We start from the raw sequence: 22,960 nt of genomic DNA, 5'->3' as shown, positions 1-22,960 counted from the left end.
ATCAGGAATCGAAAATCGGGAATCAAAAATCGGAAATCGGAAATCGGGAGGAATCAGGAATCGAGGAAGCCGATGGAGATCCACGGAATGGCCGCGACCAGGATCAGGCCGACGATCAGGGCGGACATGTATCCCCAGATCGGCCCGACCCCTTCCTCGGGGTCCACCTTCCCCACGGCGCAGGCGCCGTAATAGCCCACCCCGAACGGCGGCGCGAACAGCCCCACGCCCATCGCCAGGACCACGACCATGGCGTACTGCACCTCATGGATGCCCACCGCCCGCGCAATGGGAAACATCAGCGGGCCGAACAGCACGATGGCGGGAATGCCCTCCAGCACGCTGCCCAGCACGATGAACACCACCAGGGAAACCGCCATGAAGGTGTATTTCCCGCCCGGCAGCCCGGTCATGGCCTCCGCCAGGTCGTGGGCGAAGCCCGATTGCGTCAGCGCCCAGGCCATGCCCGTGGCGCAGCCGATGATGAAGAGGATCGCGCCCGAGAGGGTCGCGGTCTCGACCAGGATGGCGGGCAGGCGGGAGAAATCGAACTGGCGGTACAGCAGCAGCCCCGCCAGCACGGCATAGGCGATGCCGATGGTGGACACCTCCGTGGCCGTCGCCACGCCTTCGACCACCGCGGCGCGGATCACGAACGGCAGGGCCAGCGCCGGCAGCGCGACGAGGAAGGTCCGGCCGATCTGGCTGCGGGAAATCGGCGGCACATTGCTCAGATCCTCGTTCCGGTAGCGCCGCCGCACGATGACGCACAGGGCCAGGCCCAGCACCAGCCCCGGCAGCATGCCGCCCGTGAACAGCGCGGAAATCGACACGCCCGTGACCGAGCCGATGGTGATCAGCACGATGGACGGCGGGATGGTCTCGGTCTGCGCACCGGTGGTCGACAGCAGGGCGATCAGGTCGCCGGGCTTGGCGCCCCGCTTCTTCATCTCGGGCAGCAGCACCGGCGCGATCGCCGCCATGTCGGCCGTCTTGGACCCCGAGATCCCCGACACCAGGTACATGCCGCCGATCAGCACGTAGTTCAGGCCGCCGCGCACGTGGCCCAGCAGGCTGGCCAGGAACTGGACCATGGCGCGAGCCATGCCGGTCATCTCGATCAGCATGCCCAACAGCACGAACAGCGGCACCGCCAGCAGGATCAGGTGCGACATGCCCTCGTCCAGCCGGCCCGCCAGGACCACCATTGGCGTGCGCGTGGTCAGCGCCAGGAAGCCGAAGGTCGCCAGGGCGAAGGAAAACGCGATGGGCACGCCGGCAAAGACGCAGGCGCCGACCACCCCGGCAAAAAAGATCACCAGGTTGAGCTTGCCCAGCGGCATCAGCAGCGGCCCCATCAGCCAGAAGGCCAGCGCCAGCCCCACGGCCGCCAGCACCGCCGGCAGCACCTTGCCGGCCGGCCCGCAGCGCAGCAGCCGCACCACGCACACCGCCAGCATCAGCACGGTCCCCACCGGCAGGGCCGAGGCCCGCCAGGCGTTGCTGATCTCCATCGCCGGAGTCACGATGACGGCCTCTTCCGCCGCGTACTCCCAGGCCGGCATCAGGAGCAGCGCCAGGAACACCAGGGCGGCGGCCAGGGCGAAGGCGTCCAGGAACAGGCGCGTCCCGGGCGCGCAGCGCGATACCAGCGCGGTCATGCGCATGTGCGCGCCGCGCCGCAGCGCGATGACGGCGCCCAGCATCGACAGCCACAGGAACAGGATGGCCGCGAGCTCGTCGGACCAGACGATCGGCTCGTGAAAGACGTAGCGCGCCACGACGCCCGACAGCAGGACGCAGACTTCGGCCAGCACCAGCAGCATCGCCGGCCATTCGGAGACGATGCCCAGGGCGCGGTCCAGCCAGGCCAGCGCGCCGGCGCCGGCCGACGCCGCCTCCCTTCCAGGATCGCCCGCCTCCCAGGCGGCGGGGGCGTCGTGGCTCGCCATCATCAGGACACCTTGCCGACCGAGGATTCCAGCAGGCCCCAGGCCTCGTCGCCGAACTTCTGCTTCCACTCGGCGTAGAACCCGGCCTTGCGCAGCTGCTCGCGGAAGCTCTGCGCGTCGGCGGCGTTGAACTGCATGCCGCTGGCGCTCAGCTTGTCCTGCAGCGTGGTGTTGAGCCGGGCCAGGTCGGCGCGCTGCTGCAGGCCCGCCTCGTTGAAGGCGCGCGTGTAGATCGCCTTCAGGTCGTCGGGCAGGGCGCGCCAGGCGCGGCCGTTGATCACCAGATGGTAGCCATCCCAGCTGTGGTTGGTCAGCGAGCAGTATTTCTGCACCTCGTACAGCTTGGCGGTCTCCACGATGGCCAGGGGATTTTCCTGGGCATCGACGACCTTGGTCTGCAAGGCGGAATAGACCTCGCTGAACTGCAGGCTGGTCGGCGCGGCCGACAGCGCCTTGAACAGCGAAATGCCCATCGGGCTGACCGGCACCCGGATCTTCATGCCTTCCAGGTCGGCCGCGGTCGCCACCGGCCGCGTGCTGGTGGTGATCTGGCGGAATCCGTTGTCCCACATCTTTTCCAGCGTATGCAGGCCGACCTTGGCGAAGGCGGCCCGGATGCCGTTGCCCAGATCGCCATCGACGGTCTTCCAGACCTCCGCATCGTCGGCGAAGGCGAAGCCGATGGCCGTGATCGCGCTGATCGGCGCCAGGGTGGCGATCACCATGGTGCCGGCATTGAACATCTCGATCCCGCCGCTGCGGACCTGGGCCAGCATGTCGGTGTCCCCGCCCAGCTGGTTGTTGGGAAACACCTTGACCGCCATCCGCCCCTTGCTTTCCTCCGCGACGCGGGCGGCCGCCTCCAGCGCACGGATGTTCAGCGGATGGCTGGTGGGCAGGTTGTTGCCGAACTTGAACTCGTATTCGGGCGCGGCGGCGCGCACGAACCGGGGCAGTCCGATCATCGAGGCGGCCAGCGGCAGGCCCGCCAGCGTGCGCAGCGCGCCGCGGCGCGTGTAGGTCTTCCGGGATTGATTCATGTCTCCGTCTCCTGTGGGGTACCGCGTGCCGGCGTCGAGGCCGGCGATATCGAAAGTTGAAAGACATCCGGTCCGGCCGTCCGGCGCCGGTCGGGATCTCCTCGATGGATGTGAACGAGCCCTAGTTGCAGCGGGCGTGCAGGCCGCCGTCCACGAACAGCTCCACGCCGTTGATGTAGCGCGCCTCGTCCGAAGCCAGGAACACGGCCGCATGGGCCACGTCCCAGCCGTCGCCCATGCGGCCGGTGGGCGAAAGCCGGTTGCGCGCCGCCACCATGTCCTCCGCATCCGGGTAGAACCCGGCGATCTGCTGGTAGATGTGCGGCGTGTCCATGACGCCGGGCAGGATGCAGTTGGCCCGGATGCCCTTGGCCGCGTACTGCAGGGCCACGCTCTGGGTCAGCGAATTGACCGCCCCCTTGGAGGCCGCATAGGCGCAATAGGCATAGCCGGCCCAGCGGACCCCGCCCAGGGCGCCGATATTGACGATGGCGCCGCGGCCGCGCGCCTCCATGTGCGGCAGCACCGCCTTGCAGGTCAGGAACATGCTCTTGACGTTGACCGCCATCACCCGGTCCCAGACGTCCTCGCCGGTTTCGACCGGCCCGCCCCGGGAGGTGATGCCGACATTGTTGTGCAGCACGTCGATCCGGCCGTAGCGCGCCAGCGCCTGGTCCACCACCGAGCGGATCTGGTCCAGGTCGATCACGTCGGCCTGCAGGTCCAGGGCGTCGCCGCCTTCGGCCCGGATCAGCTCGCAGGTCGATTGCGCCGCCTGCGGATCGCGGTCGACGGCCACGACCCGCGCCCCCGCCCGCGCATAGGCGACGGCCGCCGCCTTGCCGTTGCCCCAGCCTTCGCCCACCGATCCCGCGCCGAACACCAGCGCCACCCGGTCCGCCAGCCTGCCTCGAGTTTCCATCCTGCTTTCCTTGTCTGCCTCGTCTCGCGTCCCGGTGTCGTCCCGGGACTGTTGTGGTTAGGATAGGGGCGCCGCGGCCAAAACGGGAAGCCGGTTTCTTGATGTGTTTTGAGGTGCTCATCGCGGATCGCGGTATTCTGTTCCGGGGCGGCATCGGTGCAACACCGGTACGGTATCGGTGCTGCGCCGGTGCCGTCCCGCCCGCGGGCCGCCGCGTCCGCGGGCGCATCGATCGACAGGAGCCGCCCCATGCCCTCTTCCCTGCCCACCCTGCTGGACGTCGCCCGGCTGGCCGGCGTTTCCCCGGCCACGGTGGACCGCGTCCTGCATCGGCGGCCGGGCGTGCGGCACGCCACCCTGCAGCGCGTCATGAAAGCCGCCGCCGAGCTGGAATACCTGCCGCAGGCGCAGCTGTACGCCGCCATGGCGCCGCCGCCCATGCGCCTGCTGTTCATCCTGCCGGACCGCAGCAGCCGGTTCCTGCAGATGCTCGGGGAATGGGTGCGGCACTCCCAGGAGCACTGGGCGCCCTTCAACGTCGGCTGCCGCGTCGCGCCGGTGGACAGCTTCGATCCCGACGCCCTGGCCCGCATCCTGCGGCGGCGCGGCCGGCAGAGCGACGGCGTGGCCTTCATCGCCCTGGAGGATCCCAAGGTGCGGGACGCCGTGGCCGAGCTGGCCGAACGCGGCATCCCCAGCGTGACGCTGGTGTCGGACCTGACGCACTCGCGCCGCGCCGCCTACGTCGGCCTCGACAACCGGGCGGCCGGGCGCACGGCCGCGCACCTGATCGCCCGCTTCGTCGGGCCGTCGCGGCCCGCCAGGATCGCCCTGATCGCCGGCTCGCTCAGCTACCGCGCGCACGAAGAGCGCGAGGCCGGCTTCCTGAGCCTGTTCGCCGAACAGTACCCGCACATGCGCGTGCTCGGCCTGCGGGAAGGCTACGACGACACGCGGGCCAACTACCGCCAGACCGCCGCCCTGCTGAAGGAGCACCCGGACCTGGCCGCCATCTACAACATCGGCGGCGGCGCGGAAGGCATCGGCCAGGCGCTGAAGGAAGGCGGCCGGCAGCACGACATCGTCTTCATCGGCCACGGCCTGACGCCCGACACCCGCGCCCTGCTGATCGACGGCAGCATGGATGCCGTCATCAACCAGACGCCGCTGACCACCCTGCTCAACAGCATCCGCATCTTCACCAACCTGCGCGAGCACCGCAGCGTGCTGTCCGGCGTCGAAGCCACGCGCATGGACGTGATCTTCCGGGAAAATCTGCCGTAGTATCTGTCCAGTTCCCGCGCACCCGAACGGAGCCTCCCTTGTCCATCAGCCCGATCACCAACGAACTCCTGCACGCCCTGTTTCTTATCGCCATCGCCGCCGAGGCCATGACCGCCGCGCTCGCGGCCGGGCGGCGCGAAATGGACTGGCTGGGCGTGTGCCTGCTGGGCTGCATCACCGCGCTGGGCGGCGGCTCGGTGCGCGATCTGCTGCTGGACCACCACCCCCTGTCCTGGATCGCTCACCCGTCCTACCTGCTGATCACCGGCGGCGCGGCCCTGGTCACCATCGCGCTGGCCCGCTTCATCCATCCGCTGCGGCACCTGTTCCTGTTCCTCGACGCCGTCGGTCTGGTGGTCTTCACCGTGATCGGCTGCGACATCGCCCTGGGCCTGGGCCTGCCCTGGAGCATCGCCATCGTCTCGGGCATGATCACCGGCTGCGTGGGCGGCGTGCTGCGCGACGTGCTGTGCAACGAAGTCCCGCTGCTGTTCCGCGCCGAGCTCTACGCCACGGTGTCCATCGTCGCGGGCGCCCTGTACGTCGGCGGCCTGGCGCTCGACCTGCACCAGGAGACCGTCACCGCCGGCGCGCTGGCGGTCGGCCTGGCGCTGCGGCTGCTGGCCCTGCGCTTCGGCTGGAGCATGCCCAAATTCGTCTACACGCGCGACCTGCATTGACGCGGGGCGCGCCGGGCGCCAGTACCGCCCCCCGGTGCGCCGCGCAGTCCGCAGCGCGCGGCCGGCGTCGCGCATCGGGTGCCGACCCGGGCGGCGCGGGATGTGACGGCGCCCGATGCGCCGGAGCGGCGTTTGCGCGACAATCATTCCTTGTCCGCCCTTCCCGTCCCTGGGGATCCCCATGTTTCTGCACACCCTGCTGCTCGTCATGACGATCCACGCCGTGGCCCTGGTCTCGCCCGGCCCCGACTTCGCCGTCGTCACCCGCCTGTCCATCGTCTCGGGCCGGCGCGCCGGCCTGTGGGCGGCGGCGGGGGTCGCCAGCGCCATCGGCGTCTACACCCTGGTCAGCCTGCTGGGCCTGACCCTGGTGCTGGCCGCCCTGCCGGGCCTGTCGCGCGCCCTGTCCATCGCCGGCGCGCTCTACCTCATGTGGCTGGGCATCCAGTGCCTGCGCTCCAAGGGCCACATGCCCGAGTCGGGCTCCGCCGCCCTGGGCGGACGGCGCGCCTACGTGACCGGCTTCTTCACCAACCTGCTCAACCCCAAGGCCATGCTGTATTTCGGCTCCATCCTGTCCCAGGCGGTCACGCCGGACCTGGGCGGAGCCCACCTGGCCGTGGTCTGGACCGTGCTGGTGGCCGAATCCCTGCTGTGGTTCGCCCTGGTCGCCACCCTGTTCTCGGCCCCGCGCATGCTGCAATGGCTGCGCACCCGCCTGCGCTGGTTCGACCGCGCCATCGGCGTGGTGCTGCTGGGCCTGGCGGCCAAGGTCGGCAGTTCGGGGATGTAGCGCGCGCGGCGCCGGCGCGCCGGCGCCGGACGCCCTGCCTTGGGCGGGCGCCGCGGCGGGGCTGGTCCGTGCCGCGCCGCTGGCCCGGTCCGCGCCGCCTCAGGTCACCCTGCCGTCCCGGCCCGCTTCCATGGCGGCCGGGCAGCCGCTGTGAAAGCGGAATTCCGCGTCCGGCGACTCGATCAGCTCCTGTTCCACCGCGCGGATCCGAAGCACCGCGCGCTCCACGTCGCGCGCCTCGCCGAAGCGGCGGGCGAACCGCAGATAGCCCTGGTAGTGGCGACTTTCCGATTGCAGCAGCCCGGCGTAGAACGCGGCCAGTCCCTCGTCCAGGTGCGGCACCAGCGCGGCGAAGCGCTCGCAGGAGCGGGCCTCGATGAAGGCCCCGACGATCAGCGTATCGATCAGTTTCGCCGGCTCGTGCGTACGCACCGCCGCCCGCAGGCCCGACGCATAGCGGCTGGCCGTCAGCGGCCGCAGCGCGATGCCGCGCCGCTTCAGGATGCGCAGCACCTGCTCGTGGTGCACCAGTTCTTCGCGGGCCAGCTTCGACAGCGCCGCCGACAGCTCGGCGTCCTGGCCGTAGCGCGCGATCAGGCTCATCGCGGTCGCGGCCGCCTTCAGCTCGCAGTTGCGGTGGTCCAGCAGCAGCACATCCTGCTGCGCCAGGGCGGCCTCGACCCAGGCGGCGGGCGTGGGGCACGGCAGGAATTCAATCAGATCGGCGGGCAGTTCGGGCAGGTTCATCCGGGACTCGGGATTCAACGGTCGGTGGAGGATCCGGGGCGAGGCGCCCCGCTCGCCACAGGCGACGGCGCGGGTCCGGGCATGAAGCGCCAGGCGATCAGCCACCCCAGCGCCTGCACCGCGCACAGCGTGGCCACGGTGCCGGGCCAGCCCCCCAGGGTATAGGCGACGCCGCAGCTCCAGGCGCCCGCGAAGCCGCCGCAGTAATACGCCCCGTAGTACAGGCCGCTGGCCAGCGAGCGGCCGCTGGTGACCCGGTGGGCGATGAAGCTCATCGTCGCCGACTGCGTCACGAACACCCCGCAGGCCGTCACGGCCAGCGCAGCCACGATGGCCCAGACCGGCGCCGCCAGCGAGCCCAGCACGCCCAGCGCCGACACGGCCACCGCCGCCAGCACCGTGCGCCGCGAGCCGATGCGCGGGATCACCTGCCCCGCCAGCGGCGTGATCACCACCCCCAGCAGATAGACGCTGAAGATGTTGGCCAGGTCGCCCGGGCTGAAACGATAAGGCGCCGCCGCCAGGTGCAGGTTGACGAAGGTGAACAGCCCGACCAGCGCGAACAGTACCGTGAAGCCCAGCGCGCACGCCACCTGCAGCGCGGGATTGCGCAGCAGCCGGCCCAGCGACGCCAGGTTGTCGGCGATCCGGACATTGGCCACGAAATGGCGCGAAGGCGGCAGGCCGCGCCACACCAGCCAGGCGCCCACCAGATTGATCGCCGTCATCGCCCCGAACGCCGTGCGCCAGGCCATGAACTCGGTCAGGTGCCCCATCAGGAAACGCCCCAGGAAACCGCCCAGCACCGAACCGGTGACGTATCCGGTGACCAGCCGCACCATCGCGGCGCCGCGGAACTCCTCGCCGATGTAGGCGATCGCCACCACCGACACGCCCGGCACCGCCAGCCCCTGCAGGAAGCGCAGCACCAGCAATCCGTGCACGGACTGCACCTGCGTCATCAGCGCCGTGGGCACGGCCAGCGCGAACACCGACACCGTGATCAGCCATTTGCGCCCCAAGGCGTCGGACAGCATGCCGATGAAGGGCGAGATCAGCGCCACCGCCAGCACCGTCATCCCCACGGCATTGCCGATCTCGACCACCGTGGCGTTCAGGTCCCGCTGCAATTCGGGCAGGATCGACTGCACCGAGTACACCTGGATGAAGGCGAACACGCCCACCAGCGCCACGGTCAGCAGCAGGGGCACGGTGAGGCGATAGTGGTCGTCGGCGTCGGGGGATGGAGAGGCGGGCATGGAGAAAGGGCCTGGGAATGCGGGCGCGGGTTCGTTCGCCCGCAGCCCTTGGACCGTTAGATTAACAGTTGGCGCGGCCCGATCGCTGACGACACCCTGACGCCCGCGGCCCGGGGTAAGCTCATGCTCGACATCCCGCAACCACCCCGCCCCGCCCGGACCGACATGCCATGCTGACCATTCTCGGAAAACGCGCCTCCATCAATGTCCGCAAGGTCATGTGGACCTGCGACGAACTCGGCCTGGACTGGCGGCAGGAAGACTGGGGCGCGGGGTTCCGCGATACCCATGTCGATGAATTCAGGGCGCTCAACCCCAACGCGATGGTGCCGGTGCTGCTCGACGGGGATTTCGTGCTCTGGGAATCGAACAGCATCATCCGCTATCTCGCCAACCGCCAGGGCGACGAGGCCCTGTACCCGCGCGAGGCCCGGGCGCGCGCCCGGGTGGACCAATGGCTGGACTGGCAGGCGTCCGACCTGAACCGGTCCTGGAGCTATGCGTTCATGGCGCTGGGCCGGCGATCGCCCAGCCATACGGATGCCGATCAGGTCGAGGCATCCCTGCAAGCCTGGACCGGCTTCATGAAAATCCTGGACGGCCGCCTGGCCGAGACTGGAGCCTTCGTGGCCGGCACCGATTTCAGCCTGGCCGACATCGCCATCGGCCTGTCCGTGAACCGCTGGTTCGAGACGCCCTTCGACCATCCTTCGCTGCCGGCGGTCGAGGCGTACTGCCGGCGGCTGGGGGAGCGGCCCGGGTTCAGGGAACATGGGGGGAATGGGGTGGCTTGAGGGGAGGCATGGTCACTGCGGTTCATGATGTGCCTCAATCGATCACGCCCAAGAACTCTCCGACCACACGATAACGATGTTCGTCGTCGCTGCTGATCTCGAGCGTCGCCATGTTGGGATTGTATGAGCGGGGTTTCAAGAGAATTCTCTGGTGCTGCCATCCATCTTCGGTGTCAATCTTGAGGCTCTGATATTCCTTGACGGTATATCGTGAACCTGAATCATCATCCTGGACCTCGGCGCACTCGACCAGCACGATCTTTCCGTTCCGGCTGCCGCCAGGGTTCAGACGGAAAAGGCAGATGGCACCGTTCGGAATGATCTTGTTCATCGACTCTCCGACCACCCGACAGGCGAAAATATCTCTTCCCACCGGCAAGCCCTGCGGCACGGCGACCCAGTTTTCATGCTCGACATGCTGAAGCCCGCTGAAACCGCCTGCGGCGGCCTGCAAGTCGTAGAGAGGAACCGCATTGACGTAAGGTTCCAGCTTTTCTGCCGGCCTGGCCAGCGGGATGACGTTGGTCTCGTAGGTGGCTATGTACCGCTTCAGGTAGTTGCGCAGGCCTTCATCGCAAGCGTAGACGAAGGTTCCCTTGATGCCCCGCAGCATGATGGTTTTATAGATATTGAGGATGTACCGCTTCAGCTCATCCGGGTCATGTATGGTTTGCTTGCCGGTGCGGTCATGGTAGTTGCCTTTGTCGATGACGATCTGGTTCCGCTGCGCGTCATAGCGGATTTCGTGGCCGAAGATGACGCCCGCATAGTTCAGGTCATAGCCTTGGGTGGTATGGATGCAGCCAACCTCGTGCTCGGCTCCTGGGGTGTTGATCCAGTCGATGTTGGTGCGGTTCCAGCGCAGTCGGACATCCGCGATCTCGATATCGTATGCGCTCGGATTTTTTCTCGACACCCACGGCCAGGCATAGCCGGCAATGAGGCGTGCAAGGCCGTGGGTTTGATTCCGCCGGTCGATCTCCCGCACCATGTCCGATATGCCATCGAACGCCAGGAACTCATATTTCTTTGAATGGAATTTCCCGGTACCGGTCAGGCGCAGGTTCAGAAGGTCGTCGAGGAATTTCACATAGTGCCGTCCCCCCTGGACCCGGAACTGGGAAACCAGCATCATGACCCTCGAGCCGGGCGACGATTTGATGGCCTGGAAATCGCTGGCGTTGGCATCGGACGGCTTGATGGTCTGGTCCGCGTCGTAGAAAAAGACAGCCTTTTTCGACTGTCGGGTGACCCAGTCGACCTCGCTGCACGTGTGCTTGTCCAGTCCCAAGGTTGCGCAGACCCTGTCGAAGGCGCCGTAGTAAGACCCCAGATTGACCCGTTTGCGCAGCCGGTGCGATTCATCGACCAGCACGACATCGTAGGGCTGCCGTGCCAGTTCTGAAGGGCTGATGACCATGTCCGGGTGCAGGCCGACGATGTGTCCGAATGCCTTTTTCAGGGTCTCCCGGAAGGATGCCATCGGCACGACCAGGGCCATGCGCGGCTGGGAGCAAAGAGTCTTGAACTGCGCCAGCAGTTCCCGCAGCTCGGTTTCCTCTTCGGAAAACTCACGCAGATCCAGTCCGGTATCGTCGGTGTGGATCAGCTTGAACAGAAATATGGCCAGAACGGACTTTCCGGTGCCTGCGCCGCCTTCCACCACCAGGTTCTTCAGTCCCGGATCCAGCAGCGCCCGCATGATTTCAATCAAGCTCTGGCGCTGGTCGGATGACAGGGATTTGTAGGGCGAATACTTGAAGACATCGGAGTTGTCGATGGCCTCCAAAGAACGCGAGGCAACGCCTTGTGTCCGCAGCTTGTCCCAGGTCTCCCGAAAGATCGCCGAATAAAGTTCATCCTTCTGGAAGTAGTTATGATCGACCAGACCCAGGTTGCCGTTCAGCAGCCTGAAGCAGCCGTCGGCCGCCATATATTTGATCAACGAGGATTCGATGTCAAGCGTTGCGGATTTATTGAAGCGCTCGCTGCTGATGAGGTGCACCGTGGTCAGCTGTTTCTTGCACGGGTGCTTGAGGTGGGTATTCAGCCGGGTGAGCGTGTCGGTGGTTTCACCGACATAGGCATTGCTCGTGGCACCGTCGCTGAGGATGTAGACCAGCGGCCAATGACCGGCGGCGTAAGCATTGGCCTGTATGCCTGCCAGGGCTTCTGTTGAAAACCCGTATCGGTTGACTTCAACAAGGTCCGGCTGACTCATAGTTCGTTGTATTTCTTTGCGCTGCCCCGGGCTTTGTCGACCGGGTATTTTTCCTCGTTTCGTTCGATTTTATCCAGGACGATTTGCTGGATGTCAAAGCCGTAGGCATCCGACAGAAGCAGCGCGTAGGCCAGCACGTCCGCCAGTTCCTCCCTGACCTTCTCGGGATCGGCATCTTCGGGTGCCTTCCAGAGAAAGGCCTCCAGCAGCTCGCTGGCTTCAATGCTCAGGGCCACTGCCAGGTCCTTGGGGTTATGAAACTGCTTCCAGTCGCGATCATCGCGAAACTGGCGCAACCTTTTTAATATCTGGTCCATTTCCTTAGCCTTCTGCCGGAACAACGTATTCTAAAGAACGATAGCGTGATACAAGACGTGCCCAGACAGCGGCCTATCCGGGAAGAGAAAGCCGGACGTCGAGCAAGCAGCTGGGGTGACAAAGCCTGTGCATTCGGTAACCACCCGAAGCATCCGAGGCGCGCATAACTACTTCTGCAGTAAGTCTATGTCCCCCAAAAATTCCGACGCCGGTTTCGCTGCTGAGACATGTAATTGGTCGCGGGCACGGGTGCAAGCCACATACAGTAACTGGCGCTCGGTGTTGTAGATTTCGGTCAACTCGGCCTCGTCAGCAGCAGTGTCAATGCGTACCTGAGAAGGAATGATTTCGTCATCGCAGGCCATCACTGCAACCACGCGGAATTCCATCCCCTTGGCCAGATGCATGGTGATGATACTGACGAAGCCCTCTTCCGTTGCCATGTCCCTGCCGAGTACGCGCCCCTGCAAGCCTGCGGCCTTGACTGCCGCCTGTGCGCGTGATAGCTCGCTTTCTGATCGAACGAAGACTCCAATTTCCTGCGGCAGTACACCGCTGGTACTGCATTGCTGCAGCCACACGCCGACTGCTTGGCACTCCGCCTCGGCATCGGCGTAGCTACGGATGGTCGGCTCTGGCCCATTGAATACGGAAATCGTGCCCTTGCGGCTTTCGACATTACCGTCCATATCGGATACCTCGGGGCCGAGAAGCCGGTCGGCCTGCGAGCGAATCTGATGCGAGGTGCGGTAATTGATATTGAGCGTGCGCGAGCGGCCACGCACATCTACCCCCAGAGCTTTCCACGAGAACGGAGACTGGAAAATGCGCTGGCCAAGATCGCCGGCAAAGAACAGGGCATTGGCGCGGTCGCCAGCGATCGCCGCAAGGAAGCGCAATTGCTGCACACCGATGTCCTGTGCCTCGTCCACCACGATGTAATCGAATACCGGATGCTTGCGCTTGGACATCGCCTCAGCCAGCTTGGCAAACATCTCGGACGCAGTGATCTTGCCGGCCTGCTTCAATTGCTTCTTCACCTCGGCGAATACCTGCCAATACAAAGCGCGCTGCGCCTCCGGCAGGCGCGTCTTGCGCCCCAGACGCTTGGCATCGCGGTAAGCCTCCCAGCTTTCCACTTGCCAGGTGTCCACCACGCCTTCCCATTCGGACAGCAAAAACGCGACGTTGGCTTTCAGGCCATCCACCTGCGTGGCAGTCGCCTTCAGCAGCGTGGAAATTTCATCACGGCTGGCAAATACCGGTTTACCGAATTCCGCCGCATACAAGCGGATGCCGAGAGCATCCATGGCGGCCACGTCGATACGTTCACCGAGCTTGGGAGTGTTCCAGATCAGCCGATACAAATTGCCGCACAAGGCATTGGCCAATGTGTCCGAAAACGTGGAAAGCAGAACGCGCGCATCTTCGTCCTGGTGCGCCAGATGTACAGCCCGGTGCAAGGCAACCACGGTCTTGCCCGTGCCCGCCGAGCCAGACACACGCGCCGCTCCGTTGTAATGACGTTCGACCAGCTGACGCTGCGCCGGATGGAGGAACACCGTCCACTTGTCCCACGGGTATTCCAGGGCGCGGGCCAACTCGTCCATATCGGACATGATGCGGAAACGGCGTTGCGCGTCCGGGTGCTGGAATGGGTCCGCCCCCTTGGTTGCCACTTCCGGCAACGCCGGCGTACCGCCGGTCGCCAGTTCAAGCAGGGCTTCGGCCGCCTCACCGGGCAGGTGGTCGGCCAGTTCCAGCAGCGAATCCTCGTCGGCAGCCTTCACGTCGGCCAGCCACTCCTGCGGCACACCATAGGCCAGCAGTTGGGCGTCGCCATATTTTGCGAACGGTTTCGGCTTCTGCTGCGTGGCCGGCCTGCTGTCCTCGACATACTTCGGAACGAGGATCTCCTCGACACGCTCGCGGACCTCGACAAGCTGAGCCGCGCCGGTGGTCGGGTGCACTTCCAGCTTGCGCCGCTCGGCCCATTGATAGGCCTTGTCGTGGTGATCGACGTAGCAGAGCAGCAGACTGCCAGCGGTCTTGTGGACGATCAGGCGAATGTCGCGGCTGACACGCACCGACCAAAAGTTCGGGTCTTTGGCTCTGTCGAGCTTGTGAAAGCTCATGCCGTTGCCGGCAGGATCCATCTGCAAATCGAAGGCAGTGGTCTTCGCGGACTTTTGTTCATCGCCGGTCAGGCGGGCCAGGCTGGTGGTAAAGGTGTCTGCAATGCGGAATTCCATCAGTTCCTCTCAACGATGGCAATTACGCTACGCGATACTGACTACCGCGATCCACCGCGAACTTCTTCAGCTTCTTCGCCAACTTCCGGCATTCCTTTTCGGTGAACGCGCCGAAATTAATGATCGCGTGCGCTGGGTTCCCGGCGACAGGATCCGGCTGGTGGGTCAAACCAATCGATACGGTCTCCGCGCCACTGACAGCCCACACGCCAACGGATTCCAGACCGAGCTCCACGGTGTAGTGCTGATGCGATGCCTCCGCAGTAGTCTGATTGCCATCGTAAACGGACAGTTTTCCGTCATCCTTCGGGAAAGGAAAGAAAGCTTGGCTGGAAACCTCGCCATCGGGAAAGAAATTCGGATGCACCTGGCGCAGCAGCAAAATCTGTTCGTTCATGCCTGTTGCACCTTGATATTTTCATTCAAGAACGCGAACAGGGACTGCCAGCCAGCAGCATCGAGATTGAAGTCTCTCTCCACGTCCTCATCATTGGCTCCGAACGCATGGTAACTGGCTTGCAAATTGGTCAAATCGATGTCCAGCGATGGGTCGCCTTCGACTTTCCATTCGAGCAAAAGATTGCCATCTTGCTTTGAAACAATCAGGGGTATGGGTAATTTATCCGGGTAATCAGCGATCAGTTTCTCAGAAACACGAGACAGCCTGTCGGCATTGGGCGCCAGCCCACCACCCTCGAACCAGCCATTTTCGAGCTGGGAGATTTCGTCGAACCGCGCCGAGATGGCGTAGTTTTTGGTGACTTCCAGCGACTCGATGGATATTACTTTTTGAAGGCGTTCGTAAGAGTCATAGGCACCTACACCCGCTACGCTAATCTGATGACGCTCACGCCCCCCATAGGTGCGAGCCGTGTTATGAAACGAATCCGACATAGGAATAACAACGGCCGGGCTGTTGTCTGCCGGCTTCAGGCGAAACGAAGATTTGGCGAAATCTACTTCTTCAATGTAACCATTGAGCGAAATTTCTCGTTCATAGACCTGATCAGCGGCCAATACCAGTTGCTTGCGTTTGTCCTGTGTCAAACGGGCCGGATTGCCGCTTTGAAGCGGCAACTCCAAAGCCTCATCGGCACGCAAAGAACGGCCGAACTGATTGAAGTATCCCAACAGCTCTTTCGGAAATGCTTCTGGCAATGCAGTAATCGGCGCTGCGATGCATTCGGCCACCAAGTCGCGGGCACGCTCGAAATAATCTCTCTCGCCGCCTTGCAGAGCAAGCGCGCCAGCCATGACCAGCGCCAGCATGGGCTTGGTACTACCTTCATCGATGCGCTCAATGTCCAGGCGGAAACCGGCTTCAAACCCCTTGGGCACGCGCTGCCTCCCTGGGTGCTCCTGCAAATACAGATGCTTGGCCAGCTCGACAATCAGGCGTTCATAAGCAGCAAGGTCACGAGCCACGTCGACGGGTAACGTATGCTCGTCAAAGCGTGCGCCAGTGAACTTGGGTTGGGAGAAGTCGATTTTCATATGCCCTCGTTCTCCTAGCTTACCCTGAAAACCTTCATCACTTCATCCCCGAGATGATTGATGACCTTCACAGCGAACCGCCCGGTGCTGGGTTTCGGGAATGGGCGTGAGGTATCGCTGTTGAGTGTTGCCCAGGCGTCGGGGTCAATTTCGGCCTTGAGGGTGATCTTCAGCGCCTTGTACGGATCGCTCGCACCAAGGAAGTAGGCATGGCGGACGAAGAAGGATTCCTCGTTGTAGTCGGTGTCCAGGAACCAGCAGGCGATGCCGTCTGCGCCGTCGCTGCGCACTTCGCCGGTGCTGGGGTGAAACACGTCCACGCCGTTGATCTTGACCACCAGTTGTCCGTCCGCGGGCACCTCGATGACGTCGCGCTTGCCGTCGTAGCGGCGGATGCTGCGGCCCTGGGTGTCCAGCACATCTACATCCGGTTCGCCGAAGATCACGAACAGGTTGCCCTTGCCGGTGTTCTTCAGATCTTCGGCCATGTGCAGGTCGGCGTTCATGCGTGCCTTGAGCACGTTGATGCGGCCCAGCTTGCTGAATTCGCTGGCCGGTGCGTCGTAGTTGAAGGCGCAGGCGATGAGTACGTCGAAATTGGCATCACCCGCCTCGCGGGCAGCATCGACCAGGTCAGCGCGAGTGACGGTACCGAATTCGGGACCGACCAGGATGCCGGCACGCTTCACCTGCCCGTTCTCCAGATAGCGGCCTTCGGCACAAATCAAGTCGCCCGGCCACGCTTCCAGTGAGGTGAACTCGATCTTGTCGGCCTTGTGTGCCTGCTGCACGCCTGCGGTGCGCAAATTGGCCAGGATCAGGCTGGCGAAGTCCTGGCCGTACTCCGCTTGAGCCTCGGCCACGTGGTCGATCAGGTTGTCTTCCTCGTCCACGCCCAGCACGCGATGCGGCGACAACGATTCAACGGTGAAGGGGCCGGCCACGCGCACCTTCTTCTTGTCCTCGTAGGGTTTGTCGTAGAGGTACTCGAACTCGGCCTTGGCGGAGATCGATGCGTCGACTTCCTTTTGTCGGGCGATGCGCTGCTGCCACCAGTCGGCGTGCAGCTTCTTGGCTTTGTCGCTCCACTTTGCATCGGCTTCACGCGGAACTTCCCATTCCTGCCAGTTCTTTTTCAGCGCCGCATTAAGTTGTTCGAGCAGTAGCTCTAGCTTAGACTGGAAGGCGTCCCAGATGACATCAATCTCGACATTGTTGGCGATGGATTTTAGGGTAATATGCGGCACGCGCTCATACACGAAACCCTGGGTGATGTTGCCGTAGGTGACATGGCTAGAAAGTGCGCCACGGGTGATCTCGGCTTCTTTCTGTTGGCCTTCGCGGGAATCGGCGAGTAGGTAAAAAGGATAACGTGCGCCCATGATACGGGCGCGTGCTAGTGCAAGTGCAACGCGCGAAGTATCAATCGTTATCCAGCGACGTCCCCATTGTTCGGCGACATAGGCCGTCGTACCGGAACCGCAGGTGGGGTCAAGCACTAAGTCGCCAGGATCGGTTGCCATCAACAAGCACCGTTCGACAATACGCTCATTAGTTTGCACAACATAGATCAGCCCCGACGACCCCATAACGTCCGCCCAGATATTTGCAATTGGACTTACCGGAAAATCTTCCATATATTTCTTGAAACGAAGTTTTTTTTCGGTAGCGATTACTCGGCCGGCGTTTGCCACACGATAGATGCCCTTTTCCGTGGTACTCCAATGCCGAGTCCTTGCGGGATAAAAATCCTTGCCCCTGATCCGAATCGGAAAGTGAAAATTCTCTGCATAGCCGTTCGACTCAATCGTTACGGACTGATATTGACCGCCCTCGTCGGTAAGCCGATACTGCTCTGCAGTGTTTGTGTCTGCCTTTCTTGTGTAGAGTTGGCGATACTTGAGAAAATCCTTTCGTCTCGCATACCAGACAACATGATCTGATATAGTTCCGAGGGAGTTCAATTTTGCATCGGGGCTACTGACCGCTCCTGTTTTTCTTACTGCGATCTGACTAACGAAATTTTCGTCACCAAAAATTTCATCCATTAGAGTACGCACACGATGCACATTCTCATCGCCAATCTGCACAAAAATAGACCCGGATTCGGTCAACAAATCCCGCGCCACCATCAACCGGTCGCGCAAATACGTCAGATACGAATGAATGCCATCACGCCAGGTATCCCGAAATGCCTTCACCTGCTCCGGCTCGCGGGTGATGTGGTCGGCATTGCCATCTTTTACGTCGCGGCTGGTGGTTGACCACTGGAAATTGCTGTTGAACTTGATCCCATAGGGCGGATCGAAATAAATGCACTGCACTTTGCCTCGCAACCCCTCGCGTTCGGCCAGGCTCGCCATCACCTGCAAGCTGTCGCCCAGGATCATCCGGTTCTGCCAATGGCCTTCGTGCTGGTAGAACTCAGTCCGATCCGCACCTGTGGGCAAACCATTGAAGTCGCCGAACAGATCCGGTATGTCCTGCTGCGGCGTGGCAGCTCCGCGTCGTTCCTCGGTCTGGCGCCGCAGGTTGTCGATCAGCGCCTTGGGCTTGACCTTCTCCTGGATGTAGAGCGGCGGCGCATTGACGACCAGGTCTGACCAGTCCTGCTGGTCCTTGCCACGCCAGATGAGCTGCGGGTCGAGGTCACGGTTCAGCCGCTGCTGGAATTCCGGGGATACCTTGCCTGCATCATGCAGGGCGCACAGCTCCTCCAGCCATTGCCGATTGGCGCGCGGGTACGCCACCTGCACCGGCGCTTGCTCGTGGTGTTGCATCACCGACTGATGCTCCACCGTCGGGATGTTCTTGCGTTTGGCCTCGGTATGCGTGATCTGCTCGATGCTCTTGCCGGGCTTCTGTGTTTTCTTGGTTGCCATCTCAGTGTCCCTTGTTGCCCGGTGCAGGTGCAGCCGTTTCAATCATTTGGTTGAACTTCGCCTCGACCTCTTTGGCAAAGTCTTCCTGCATTTCGTACACATCGCCGAACTCGGCAAAGGCCCAGCGGCCGTGCGTGCCGAGGTGATTCACGCCGGGAATCCAGTAGGTGTCCATGGTGGACTTCTTTTCCTTCGCATCCTCGCGCCGGTAGCCCTTGATTTCAACGATCAGGTTCAGCGGGTCGTTCTTGCCATGACCGTCATCCACTTGCACGATGAAGTCCGGGATGTAAATACGGTTGGCCGAGCCGAAGCGGTAGGGCACTTCCAGGCCGAGGTTGTGGTTCTTGGTGTAGGCCAGCACCTTGGGGTGGGACTCGGCGACGCGGCAGAATTCGCCTTCCCAGCCACTGTCCAGGATGACCCAGTTGACCTGGTTCTTCGGCTGGTTCTCCACGCCGAGGGTTTCCCAGCGTTCGCTGCCCGGGCGAGAGGTGTTGAAGCGCACATGCGCGGTGCTGCCGGTGGGGTTGAACGGGTCGAGGATGGCCTTGACCTGCCGGCCTTTCTGCAGCTCCTTCGCGGTAATGCCCTTGGTGATGCGCTGGCAGGCCATGTCCGCCAGTTCGCGGTACATCAATTGCGCCGGGCAGGTGCCTCCCTTGCATTCCAGGCACTCGTCCAGCCACTGGCGCACGATGCGCTTGAGCTGCCCAAACAATGCAATCGGCGCGTCCTGACCTTGGTCGCGCCAATGCTGGAACAGCAGGTGCTTGGTCAACTCCATCAACAGAGTGGACTGCCGCACATCTTGCAGATGCTTGATGTCCAGCACTACCGCCTCGCCGATGATGCCGGCGTTGTGGGTCTGGGTTGCGCCAACCATGTCTGGCGTCAGGGTGAGGTGGTGGTCACCGTTGAATTCGGCTTCGAGTTGTTCTTCTGGCAGTTCGACGCGATAGCCCTGCACGCGAGGGAACCGGATTTCCAGAGGGTCGCGCTCCGGGCGCAATGCCTTGACCGTAATGGTTTCGCGGGGCTTGGGCGGCGTGACAACGACCGGCTTGGCTGTGAAGTCGAAAGGAATGCCGAATACGTCGGCGTACTCCACGTCGAACAGGCCTTGCTCGTTCAACTCATAGGATTGGCGGCGCAGGGCTCGGCCAATCACCTGTTCGCACAGCAATTGGGTGCCGAACGCACGCACACCGAGGATGTGGGTCACGGTGTTGGCATCCCAGCCTTCTGTGAGCATGGACACCGACACCACGCAGCGGATTTGCTCACCCAGGCGGCCCTGCTTGCCAACGGTGTTCATCACCTCGCGCAGCAGTTCGCTGTCACTCAGGTTTTCAGCCTGGCGGCGGTCGCCGGTGCGCTCGATGATTTCGCGCTTGAAGCGTTCGATCTCGTCGGCGGCCATGCCCCGGAAGTTATCGTCCAGCGCCTCGCCGGATTCGAGCTGCTCGCTGTCGATCAGCAAGGTTTTCGGGCGCGCCAACGGGTTGCCGTGCTCGTCGAAGTTGCGGAACAGTTGCAGACGCCCCTCCACGGGCGTAACAGAGCCATCTTCATTCGTGCGCTCGAAACCGGAGATGTAATCGAACACCAGTTTGGAAGTGGCGGTGTTGTTGCATACCACGATGAAGCACGGTGGCACATTGATGCCTGCCTGCTTCCAGGCTTCGTAGGTTTTGAGGTAGTGGCCGTACAGGGCTTCCAGCGCGGTCTGCAACTCCACCGGAATGGCCAACGGATCAAGTTGGGCGTTCTTGCCACGCCCCTTCTTCGGCATCTTCTTGCCGATGTGCTTCCATAGCTCGCGGTAGATGGGCATTTCCGCGCCGGGGATGTTGTCGGCCACCGGCACGCGCGGCAATTTGACGATGCCGCATTCGATGGCGTCCATCAGCGAGAAGTCGCTCATCGTCCAGGGAAAAAGCGTGCCTTCCACGTAGCCGGAGCCGGCCAGGAAGAATGGCGTGGCCGACAGATCGATCACCTGCTGCAGGCCCAGCTTGCGGTTGACTGCTTCCAGGCCGGAAATCCACAGCCGTGCGGCTTCGTTCTCGTCCTTGACGTGTTCCTTGGCAGCCTTGAGTTCATCGCCGGTCAGCGGATTGCCCTTGCCGTCAACGAAGTCGTCGTCGGAAGCGGGTTTTTCGCGATAGCAATGGTGAGCCTCGTCGTTGATGGCAAGGATGTTCTTCAGCCCCATCAATTCCGGCATGACCCGCTGGAGCATCTGACCCTCGGTTTCGAGCGTGTCCGGCTCACTGCCGGTGCGGCCTTGCAGCAAGCGACGGCCGCCCTTGGACAACTCCAGGCGCTCGCGCAGCTTGAAAGCGTGGTAGTTGGTGATGACGATCTTGGCCTTGTCCAGATCCGCCAGCATGTCGCGTGGCACGATCTCGCGGCTGGCGTAGTAGCTGTCGGCGTCATTGGGCAGCAGCACGCGCAAACGATCCTTGATGGTCAGGCCAGGGGCGACCAGCAGGAAACCACGAGTGAATTTCTTGCTCTGCGGATGGCGCACGGCATTGACCGTCTGCCAAGCGATGAGCATGGCCATGACCGTGGTCTTGCCAGCACCGGTGGCCAGCTTCAGCGCCAGGCGCATCAGGCCGGGGTTGGCGTCGTTGCTGACCTTCTTCAGGTGATCGAGGAAGCGTTCCCCACTTTTGCCGAGCTGCGGGACGACCTCGGTCAACCAGATCGCGGTTTCGGCCGCTTCGACCTGGCAGAAGAACGGGCGCACCCCAGCGAACTTGTGGTTGCGCCAGTGCTCCAGCAGACGGGCCGTTTCGGGGGTGACACGCCATTGCGACGGCGGCAAGCGTCGCCAGGCATCGACCTCGCGCCGCACCGAATTGATCAGTTCAGAGTGGCGGTAACGCTGCCCGTCATCAGCCAGGTTCTCAACTTCATCCAACGCCAGAGTAGCCTGCTCGCCGCGATGCCGGCGGGGCTTTGGAATCGGACTGATGAAACTGGAAGCTCGACGTGACTCGACGATTTGCTGCGTAGGTTGTCCACTGTCGTCCAGCTCCCAGTGCCGAGACGGGTAGTCGTATGGCGAATTGAGGATTGGCTGGTTGAAAAACTGGTCACTCACTTCTTTGCCCCCTGATTTTTTGGGCTGCTGTTTCGGGGCGATTCAAAGCACAAGACTCCGACCTCTGGCCGCACTCCTAGGCAGATGGCTTGTTGGAGGTTGGCCCCCGGCAAGCGACTGATGTTGCCGACCAATTTCATCATGATCCCCTTACGCCTGCTTGATCCATTTCGCTCCCCGTCCTTTGCCTGTCGACTCGATCAACCCCTCTGATTTCATCGTCCGCAACACTAGTCGCACCATATCCCGGCTCACGCCTGGGTAGGCCTGTTCAATTTCCGAAATCGAAAACGGCAGAGTGCGTCCCAGGACTTCCGCGCGCACCCGGTCGCCTTTGCTGCCGCGTCTCCGCTCGATGGTGCCGACACGCCCCTCGAACTCGCGGTACGCCCGTAGCAAGGCACCCCAGAAGTAGTCGAGACAGGGTTTGACGTCGTGCTGCCTCTGGTGCCCTCCCTGCGAACTGGCTTCCAGCGTCTCGTAGTAGCCTTCCTTGGTATCCTCGAAGATGCGTTCCAAGCTGATGTAGCGGCCCACGGCATAGTCGAACTGGTAGAGCAGCAAGGTCAACAGGCGAGACATGCGACCGTTACCGTCGGGGAACGGATGGATGCACAGGAAGTCGAGCATCGCCAGTGGCACCAGCACCAACGGGTCAGCCAGGTGCTGGTCCAATGCGGTGGCGTAGCGCCCGGCCAGATCGGTCATGGCCATGGACGTGAGGTGCGCAGCGACCAGCCGGAAGCGCAACCGCGACGTGCCGTCGGAATGGCGTTCGATGATGTCGTTGTTGGTCGCCTTCCAGCGCCCGCCCGTCTGCGGCATGTAGCGGTACAGCAGGGTGTGCAGTTGCAGCACCACGCCTTCGTTGAAGGGCATGTGTGTGGCGGACTCCTGGATCAGCGCCAGGGCATCACGGTAGCCGGCGATCTCTTGTTCGGAACGGCCCTTTGGCGTTGCGTTGCGGATGACCAGAGACTTCAACCGCGAAGGCGCAACCACAACGCCTTCCAGCCGGTTGGATGACTCGGTGGATTCGACCGCAGCAGCCTGGCGCAAACCTTTGAGGACTTCAGGAGACTGCGCGGCATAGAGCAACTGCTTACCCCGGCACTCACCCAGTGAGCGCAATGTGGCTACCTGAGTGCTGTCAAAGCGAGGCGCAGCAAGATGCTCGACGGTAAGCGAGTGCATCTACCTGTAACCC

General features: G+C 63.0%; 17 protein-coding genes. 4 read left to right on the top strand and 13 right to left on the bottom strand.

Annotation, left to right across the window (positions count from 1 at the left end):
- Nucleotides 1-53 precede the first annotated feature (53 nt).
- The 3 genes from HNR28_RS09200 to HNR28_RS09190 form a co-directional block, all read right to left on the bottom strand.
- Nucleotides 54-1,952 carry a TRAP transporter large permease gene (locus tag HNR28_RS09200; RefSeq protein ID WP_151024535.1) on the bottom strand — a complete coding sequence of 633 codons (1,899 nt, stop codon included), beginning with the start codon at nucleotides 1,950-1,952 and terminating at the stop codon, nucleotides 54-56.
- 2 nt (nucleotides 1,953-1,954) lie between these two features.
- On the bottom strand, nucleotides 1,955-2,992 hold the full coding sequence (locus HNR28_RS09195; RefSeq protein WP_151024531.1) for a TRAP transporter substrate-binding protein: 1,038 nt from the start codon (nucleotides 2,990-2,992) through the stop codon (nucleotides 1,955-1,957).
- Between the two features lie 121 nt (nucleotides 2,993-3,113).
- Nucleotides 3,114-3,914 (bottom strand): SDR family NAD(P)-dependent oxidoreductase, encoded by an 801-nt coding sequence (locus HNR28_RS09190; RefSeq protein WP_151024532.1) that lies wholly within the window; start codon nucleotides 3,912-3,914, stop codon nucleotides 3,114-3,116.
- 249 nt (nucleotides 3,915-4,163) lie between these two features.
- Between HNR28_RS09190 and HNR28_RS09185 the strand changes: the two genes are divergently transcribed.
- From HNR28_RS09185 to HNR28_RS09175, 3 genes are all read left to right on the top strand, one after another.
- Nucleotides 4,164-5,198: a LacI family DNA-binding transcriptional regulator gene (locus HNR28_RS09185; RefSeq protein ID WP_043684504.1), complete on the top strand. Its 1,035-nt coding sequence runs from the start codon at nucleotides 4,164-4,166 to the stop codon at nucleotides 5,196-5,198.
- A 44-nt stretch (nucleotides 5,199-5,242) separates the two neighbouring features.
- Nucleotides 5,243-5,878, top strand: a complete 636-nt coding sequence (locus HNR28_RS09180; protein ID WP_277355910.1) for a trimeric intracellular cation channel family protein — start codon at nucleotides 5,243-5,245, stop codon at nucleotides 5,876-5,878.
- Nucleotides 5,879-6,059: 181 nt separating this feature from the next.
- A complete protein-coding gene (locus HNR28_RS09175) occupies nucleotides 6,060-6,671 on the top strand; it encodes a LysE family translocator (RefSeq protein ID WP_043684506.1) in 612 nt (203 codons plus the stop codon).
- A gap of 99 nt (nucleotides 6,672-6,770) precedes the next feature.
- Here the strand turns inward: HNR28_RS09175 and miaE are convergent, their stop codons facing one another.
- Together miaE and HNR28_RS09165 are read right to left on the bottom strand one after the other, a co-directional pair.
- The gene (gene miaE / locus HNR28_RS09170; RefSeq protein ID WP_151024194.1) at nucleotides 6,771-7,418 is read right to left on the bottom strand and encodes a tRNA-(ms[2]io[6]A)-hydroxylase; all 648 of its coding nucleotides are present in this window, start codon (nucleotides 7,416-7,418) and stop codon (nucleotides 6,771-6,773) included.
- 14 nt (nucleotides 7,419-7,432) lie between these two features.
- Nucleotides 7,433-8,677 carry an MFS transporter gene (locus HNR28_RS09165; RefSeq protein WP_052355953.1) on the bottom strand — a complete coding sequence of 415 codons (1,245 nt, stop codon included), beginning with the start codon at nucleotides 8,675-8,677 and terminating at the stop codon, nucleotides 7,433-7,435.
- 170 nt (nucleotides 8,678-8,847) lie between these two features.
- Between HNR28_RS09165 and HNR28_RS09160 the strand changes: the two genes are divergently transcribed.
- The gene (locus HNR28_RS09160) at nucleotides 8,848-9,471 is read left to right on the top strand and encodes a glutathione S-transferase family protein (RefSeq protein WP_151024195.1); all 624 of its coding nucleotides are present in this window, start codon (nucleotides 8,848-8,850) and stop codon (nucleotides 9,469-9,471) included.
- 34 nt (nucleotides 9,472-9,505) lie between these two features.
- Here HNR28_RS09160 and HNR28_RS09155 read toward each other — a convergent pair whose 3' ends face one another.
- The 8 genes from HNR28_RS09155 to HNR28_RS09120 all read right to left on the bottom strand — a co-directional run bounded on the left by HNR28_RS09155 (nucleotide 9,506) and on the right by HNR28_RS09120 (nucleotide 22,947).
- Nucleotides 9,506-11,692, bottom strand: a complete 2,187-nt coding sequence (locus HNR28_RS09155) for a DNA/RNA helicase domain-containing protein (protein WP_151024196.1) — start codon at nucleotides 11,690-11,692, stop codon at nucleotides 9,506-9,508.
- Nucleotides 11,689-12,009, bottom strand: coding sequence for a nucleotide pyrophosphohydrolase (locus HNR28_RS09150; protein ID WP_151024197.1), 321 nt, complete (start codon nucleotides 12,007-12,009; stop codon nucleotides 11,689-11,691). Before HNR28_RS09150 ends, HNR28_RS09155 begins: the two co-directional genes overlap by 4 nt.
- 168 nt (nucleotides 12,010-12,177) lie before the next feature.
- Nucleotides 12,178-14,262, bottom strand: a complete 2,085-nt coding sequence (locus HNR28_RS09145; protein WP_151024198.1) for a 3'-5' exonuclease — start codon at nucleotides 14,260-14,262, stop codon at nucleotides 12,178-12,180.
- Nucleotides 14,263-14,284: 22 nt separating this feature from the next.
- Nucleotides 14,285-14,659, bottom strand: a complete 375-nt coding sequence (locus tag HNR28_RS09140) for a hypothetical protein (RefSeq protein WP_151024199.1) — start codon at nucleotides 14,657-14,659, stop codon at nucleotides 14,285-14,287.
- Nucleotides 14,656-15,756: a hypothetical protein gene (locus HNR28_RS09135; protein ID WP_151024200.1), complete on the bottom strand. Its 1,101-nt coding sequence runs from the start codon at nucleotides 15,754-15,756 to the stop codon at nucleotides 14,656-14,658. The genes HNR28_RS09140 and HNR28_RS09135 overlap by 4 nt, the downstream gene beginning before the upstream one ends.
- 14 nt (nucleotides 15,757-15,770) lie before the next feature.
- Complete coding sequence (locus tag HNR28_RS09130; protein WP_151024201.1) at nucleotides 15,771-18,638, bottom strand: site-specific DNA-methyltransferase; 2,868 nt, start codon at nucleotides 18,636-18,638, stop codon at nucleotides 15,771-15,773.
- A 1-nt stretch (nucleotide 18,639) separates the two neighbouring features.
- On the bottom strand, nucleotides 18,640-21,753 hold the full coding sequence (locus HNR28_RS09125) for a BPTD_3080 family restriction endonuclease (RefSeq protein ID WP_151024202.1): 3,114 nt from the start codon (nucleotides 21,751-21,753) through the stop codon (nucleotides 18,640-18,642).
- Nucleotides 21,754-21,903: 150 nt separating this feature from the next.
- The gene (locus tag HNR28_RS09120; RefSeq protein WP_151024204.1) at nucleotides 21,904-22,947 is read right to left on the bottom strand and encodes a Fic family protein; all 1,044 of its coding nucleotides are present in this window, start codon (nucleotides 22,945-22,947) and stop codon (nucleotides 21,904-21,906) included.
- Nucleotides 22,948-22,960 lie beyond the last annotated feature (13 nt).

Origin of the sequence: Castellaniella defragrans, from assembly GCF_014203015.1 — a bacterium.
In the GTDB taxonomy this organism is placed as follows: domain Bacteria; phylum Pseudomonadota; class Gammaproteobacteria; order Burkholderiales; family Burkholderiaceae_B; genus Castellaniella; species Castellaniella defragrans.
Note: the sequence above shows the minus strand (reverse complement) of the source record. Positions and strands in the feature narration are given on the sequence as shown.

Bases quoted from the DNA above. Each gene is read 5' to 3' on its own strand.
- HNR28_RS09200 (WP_151024535.1), bottom strand. From the start codon at position 1,952: ATGGCGAGCCACGACGCCCCCGCCGCCTGGGAGGCGGGCGATCCTGGA.
- HNR28_RS09195 (WP_151024531.1), bottom strand. From the start codon at position 2,992: ATGAATCAATCCCGGAAGACCTACACGCGCCGCGGCGCGCTGCGCACG.
- HNR28_RS09190 (WP_151024532.1), bottom strand. From the start codon at position 3,914: ATGGAAACTCGAGGCAGGCTGGCGGACCGGGTGGCGCTGGTGTTCGGC.
- HNR28_RS09185 (WP_043684504.1), top strand. From the start codon at position 4,164: ATGCCCTCTTCCCTGCCCACCCTGCTGGACGTCGCCCGGCTGGCCGGC.
- HNR28_RS09175 (WP_043684506.1), top strand. From the start codon at position 6,060: ATGTTTCTGCACACCCTGCTGCTCGTCATGACGATCCACGCCGTGGCC.
- miaE (WP_151024194.1), bottom strand. From the start codon at position 7,418: ATGAACCTGCCCGAACTGCCCGCCGATCTGATTGAATTCCTGCCGTGC.
- HNR28_RS09165 (WP_052355953.1), bottom strand. From the start codon at position 8,677: ATGCCCGCCTCTCCATCCCCCGACGCCGACGACCACTATCGCCTCACC.
- HNR28_RS09160 (WP_151024195.1), top strand. From the start codon at position 8,848: ATGCTGACCATTCTCGGAAAACGCGCCTCCATCAATGTCCGCAAGGTC.
- HNR28_RS09155 (WP_151024196.1), bottom strand. From the start codon at position 11,692: ATGAGTCAGCCGGACCTTGTTGAAGTCAACCGATACGGGTTTTCAACA.
- HNR28_RS09150 (WP_151024197.1), bottom strand. From the start codon at position 12,009: ATGGACCAGATATTAAAAAGGTTGCGCCAGTTTCGCGATGATCGCGAC.
- HNR28_RS09145 (WP_151024198.1), bottom strand. From the start codon at position 14,262: ATGGAATTCCGCATTGCAGACACCTTTACCACCAGCCTGGCCCGCCTG.
- HNR28_RS09140 (WP_151024199.1), bottom strand. From the start codon at position 14,659: ATGAACGAACAGATTTTGCTGCTGCGCCAGGTGCATCCGAATTTCTTT.
- HNR28_RS09135 (WP_151024200.1), bottom strand. From the start codon at position 15,756: ATGAAAATCGACTTCTCCCAACCCAAGTTCACTGGCGCACGCTTTGAC.
- HNR28_RS09130 (WP_151024201.1), bottom strand. From the start codon at position 18,638: ATGGCAACCAAGAAAACACAGAAGCCCGGCAAGAGCATCGAGCAGATC.
- HNR28_RS09120 (WP_151024204.1), bottom strand. From the start codon at position 22,947: ATGCACTCGCTTACCGTCGAGCATCTTGCTGCGCCTCGCTTTGACAGC.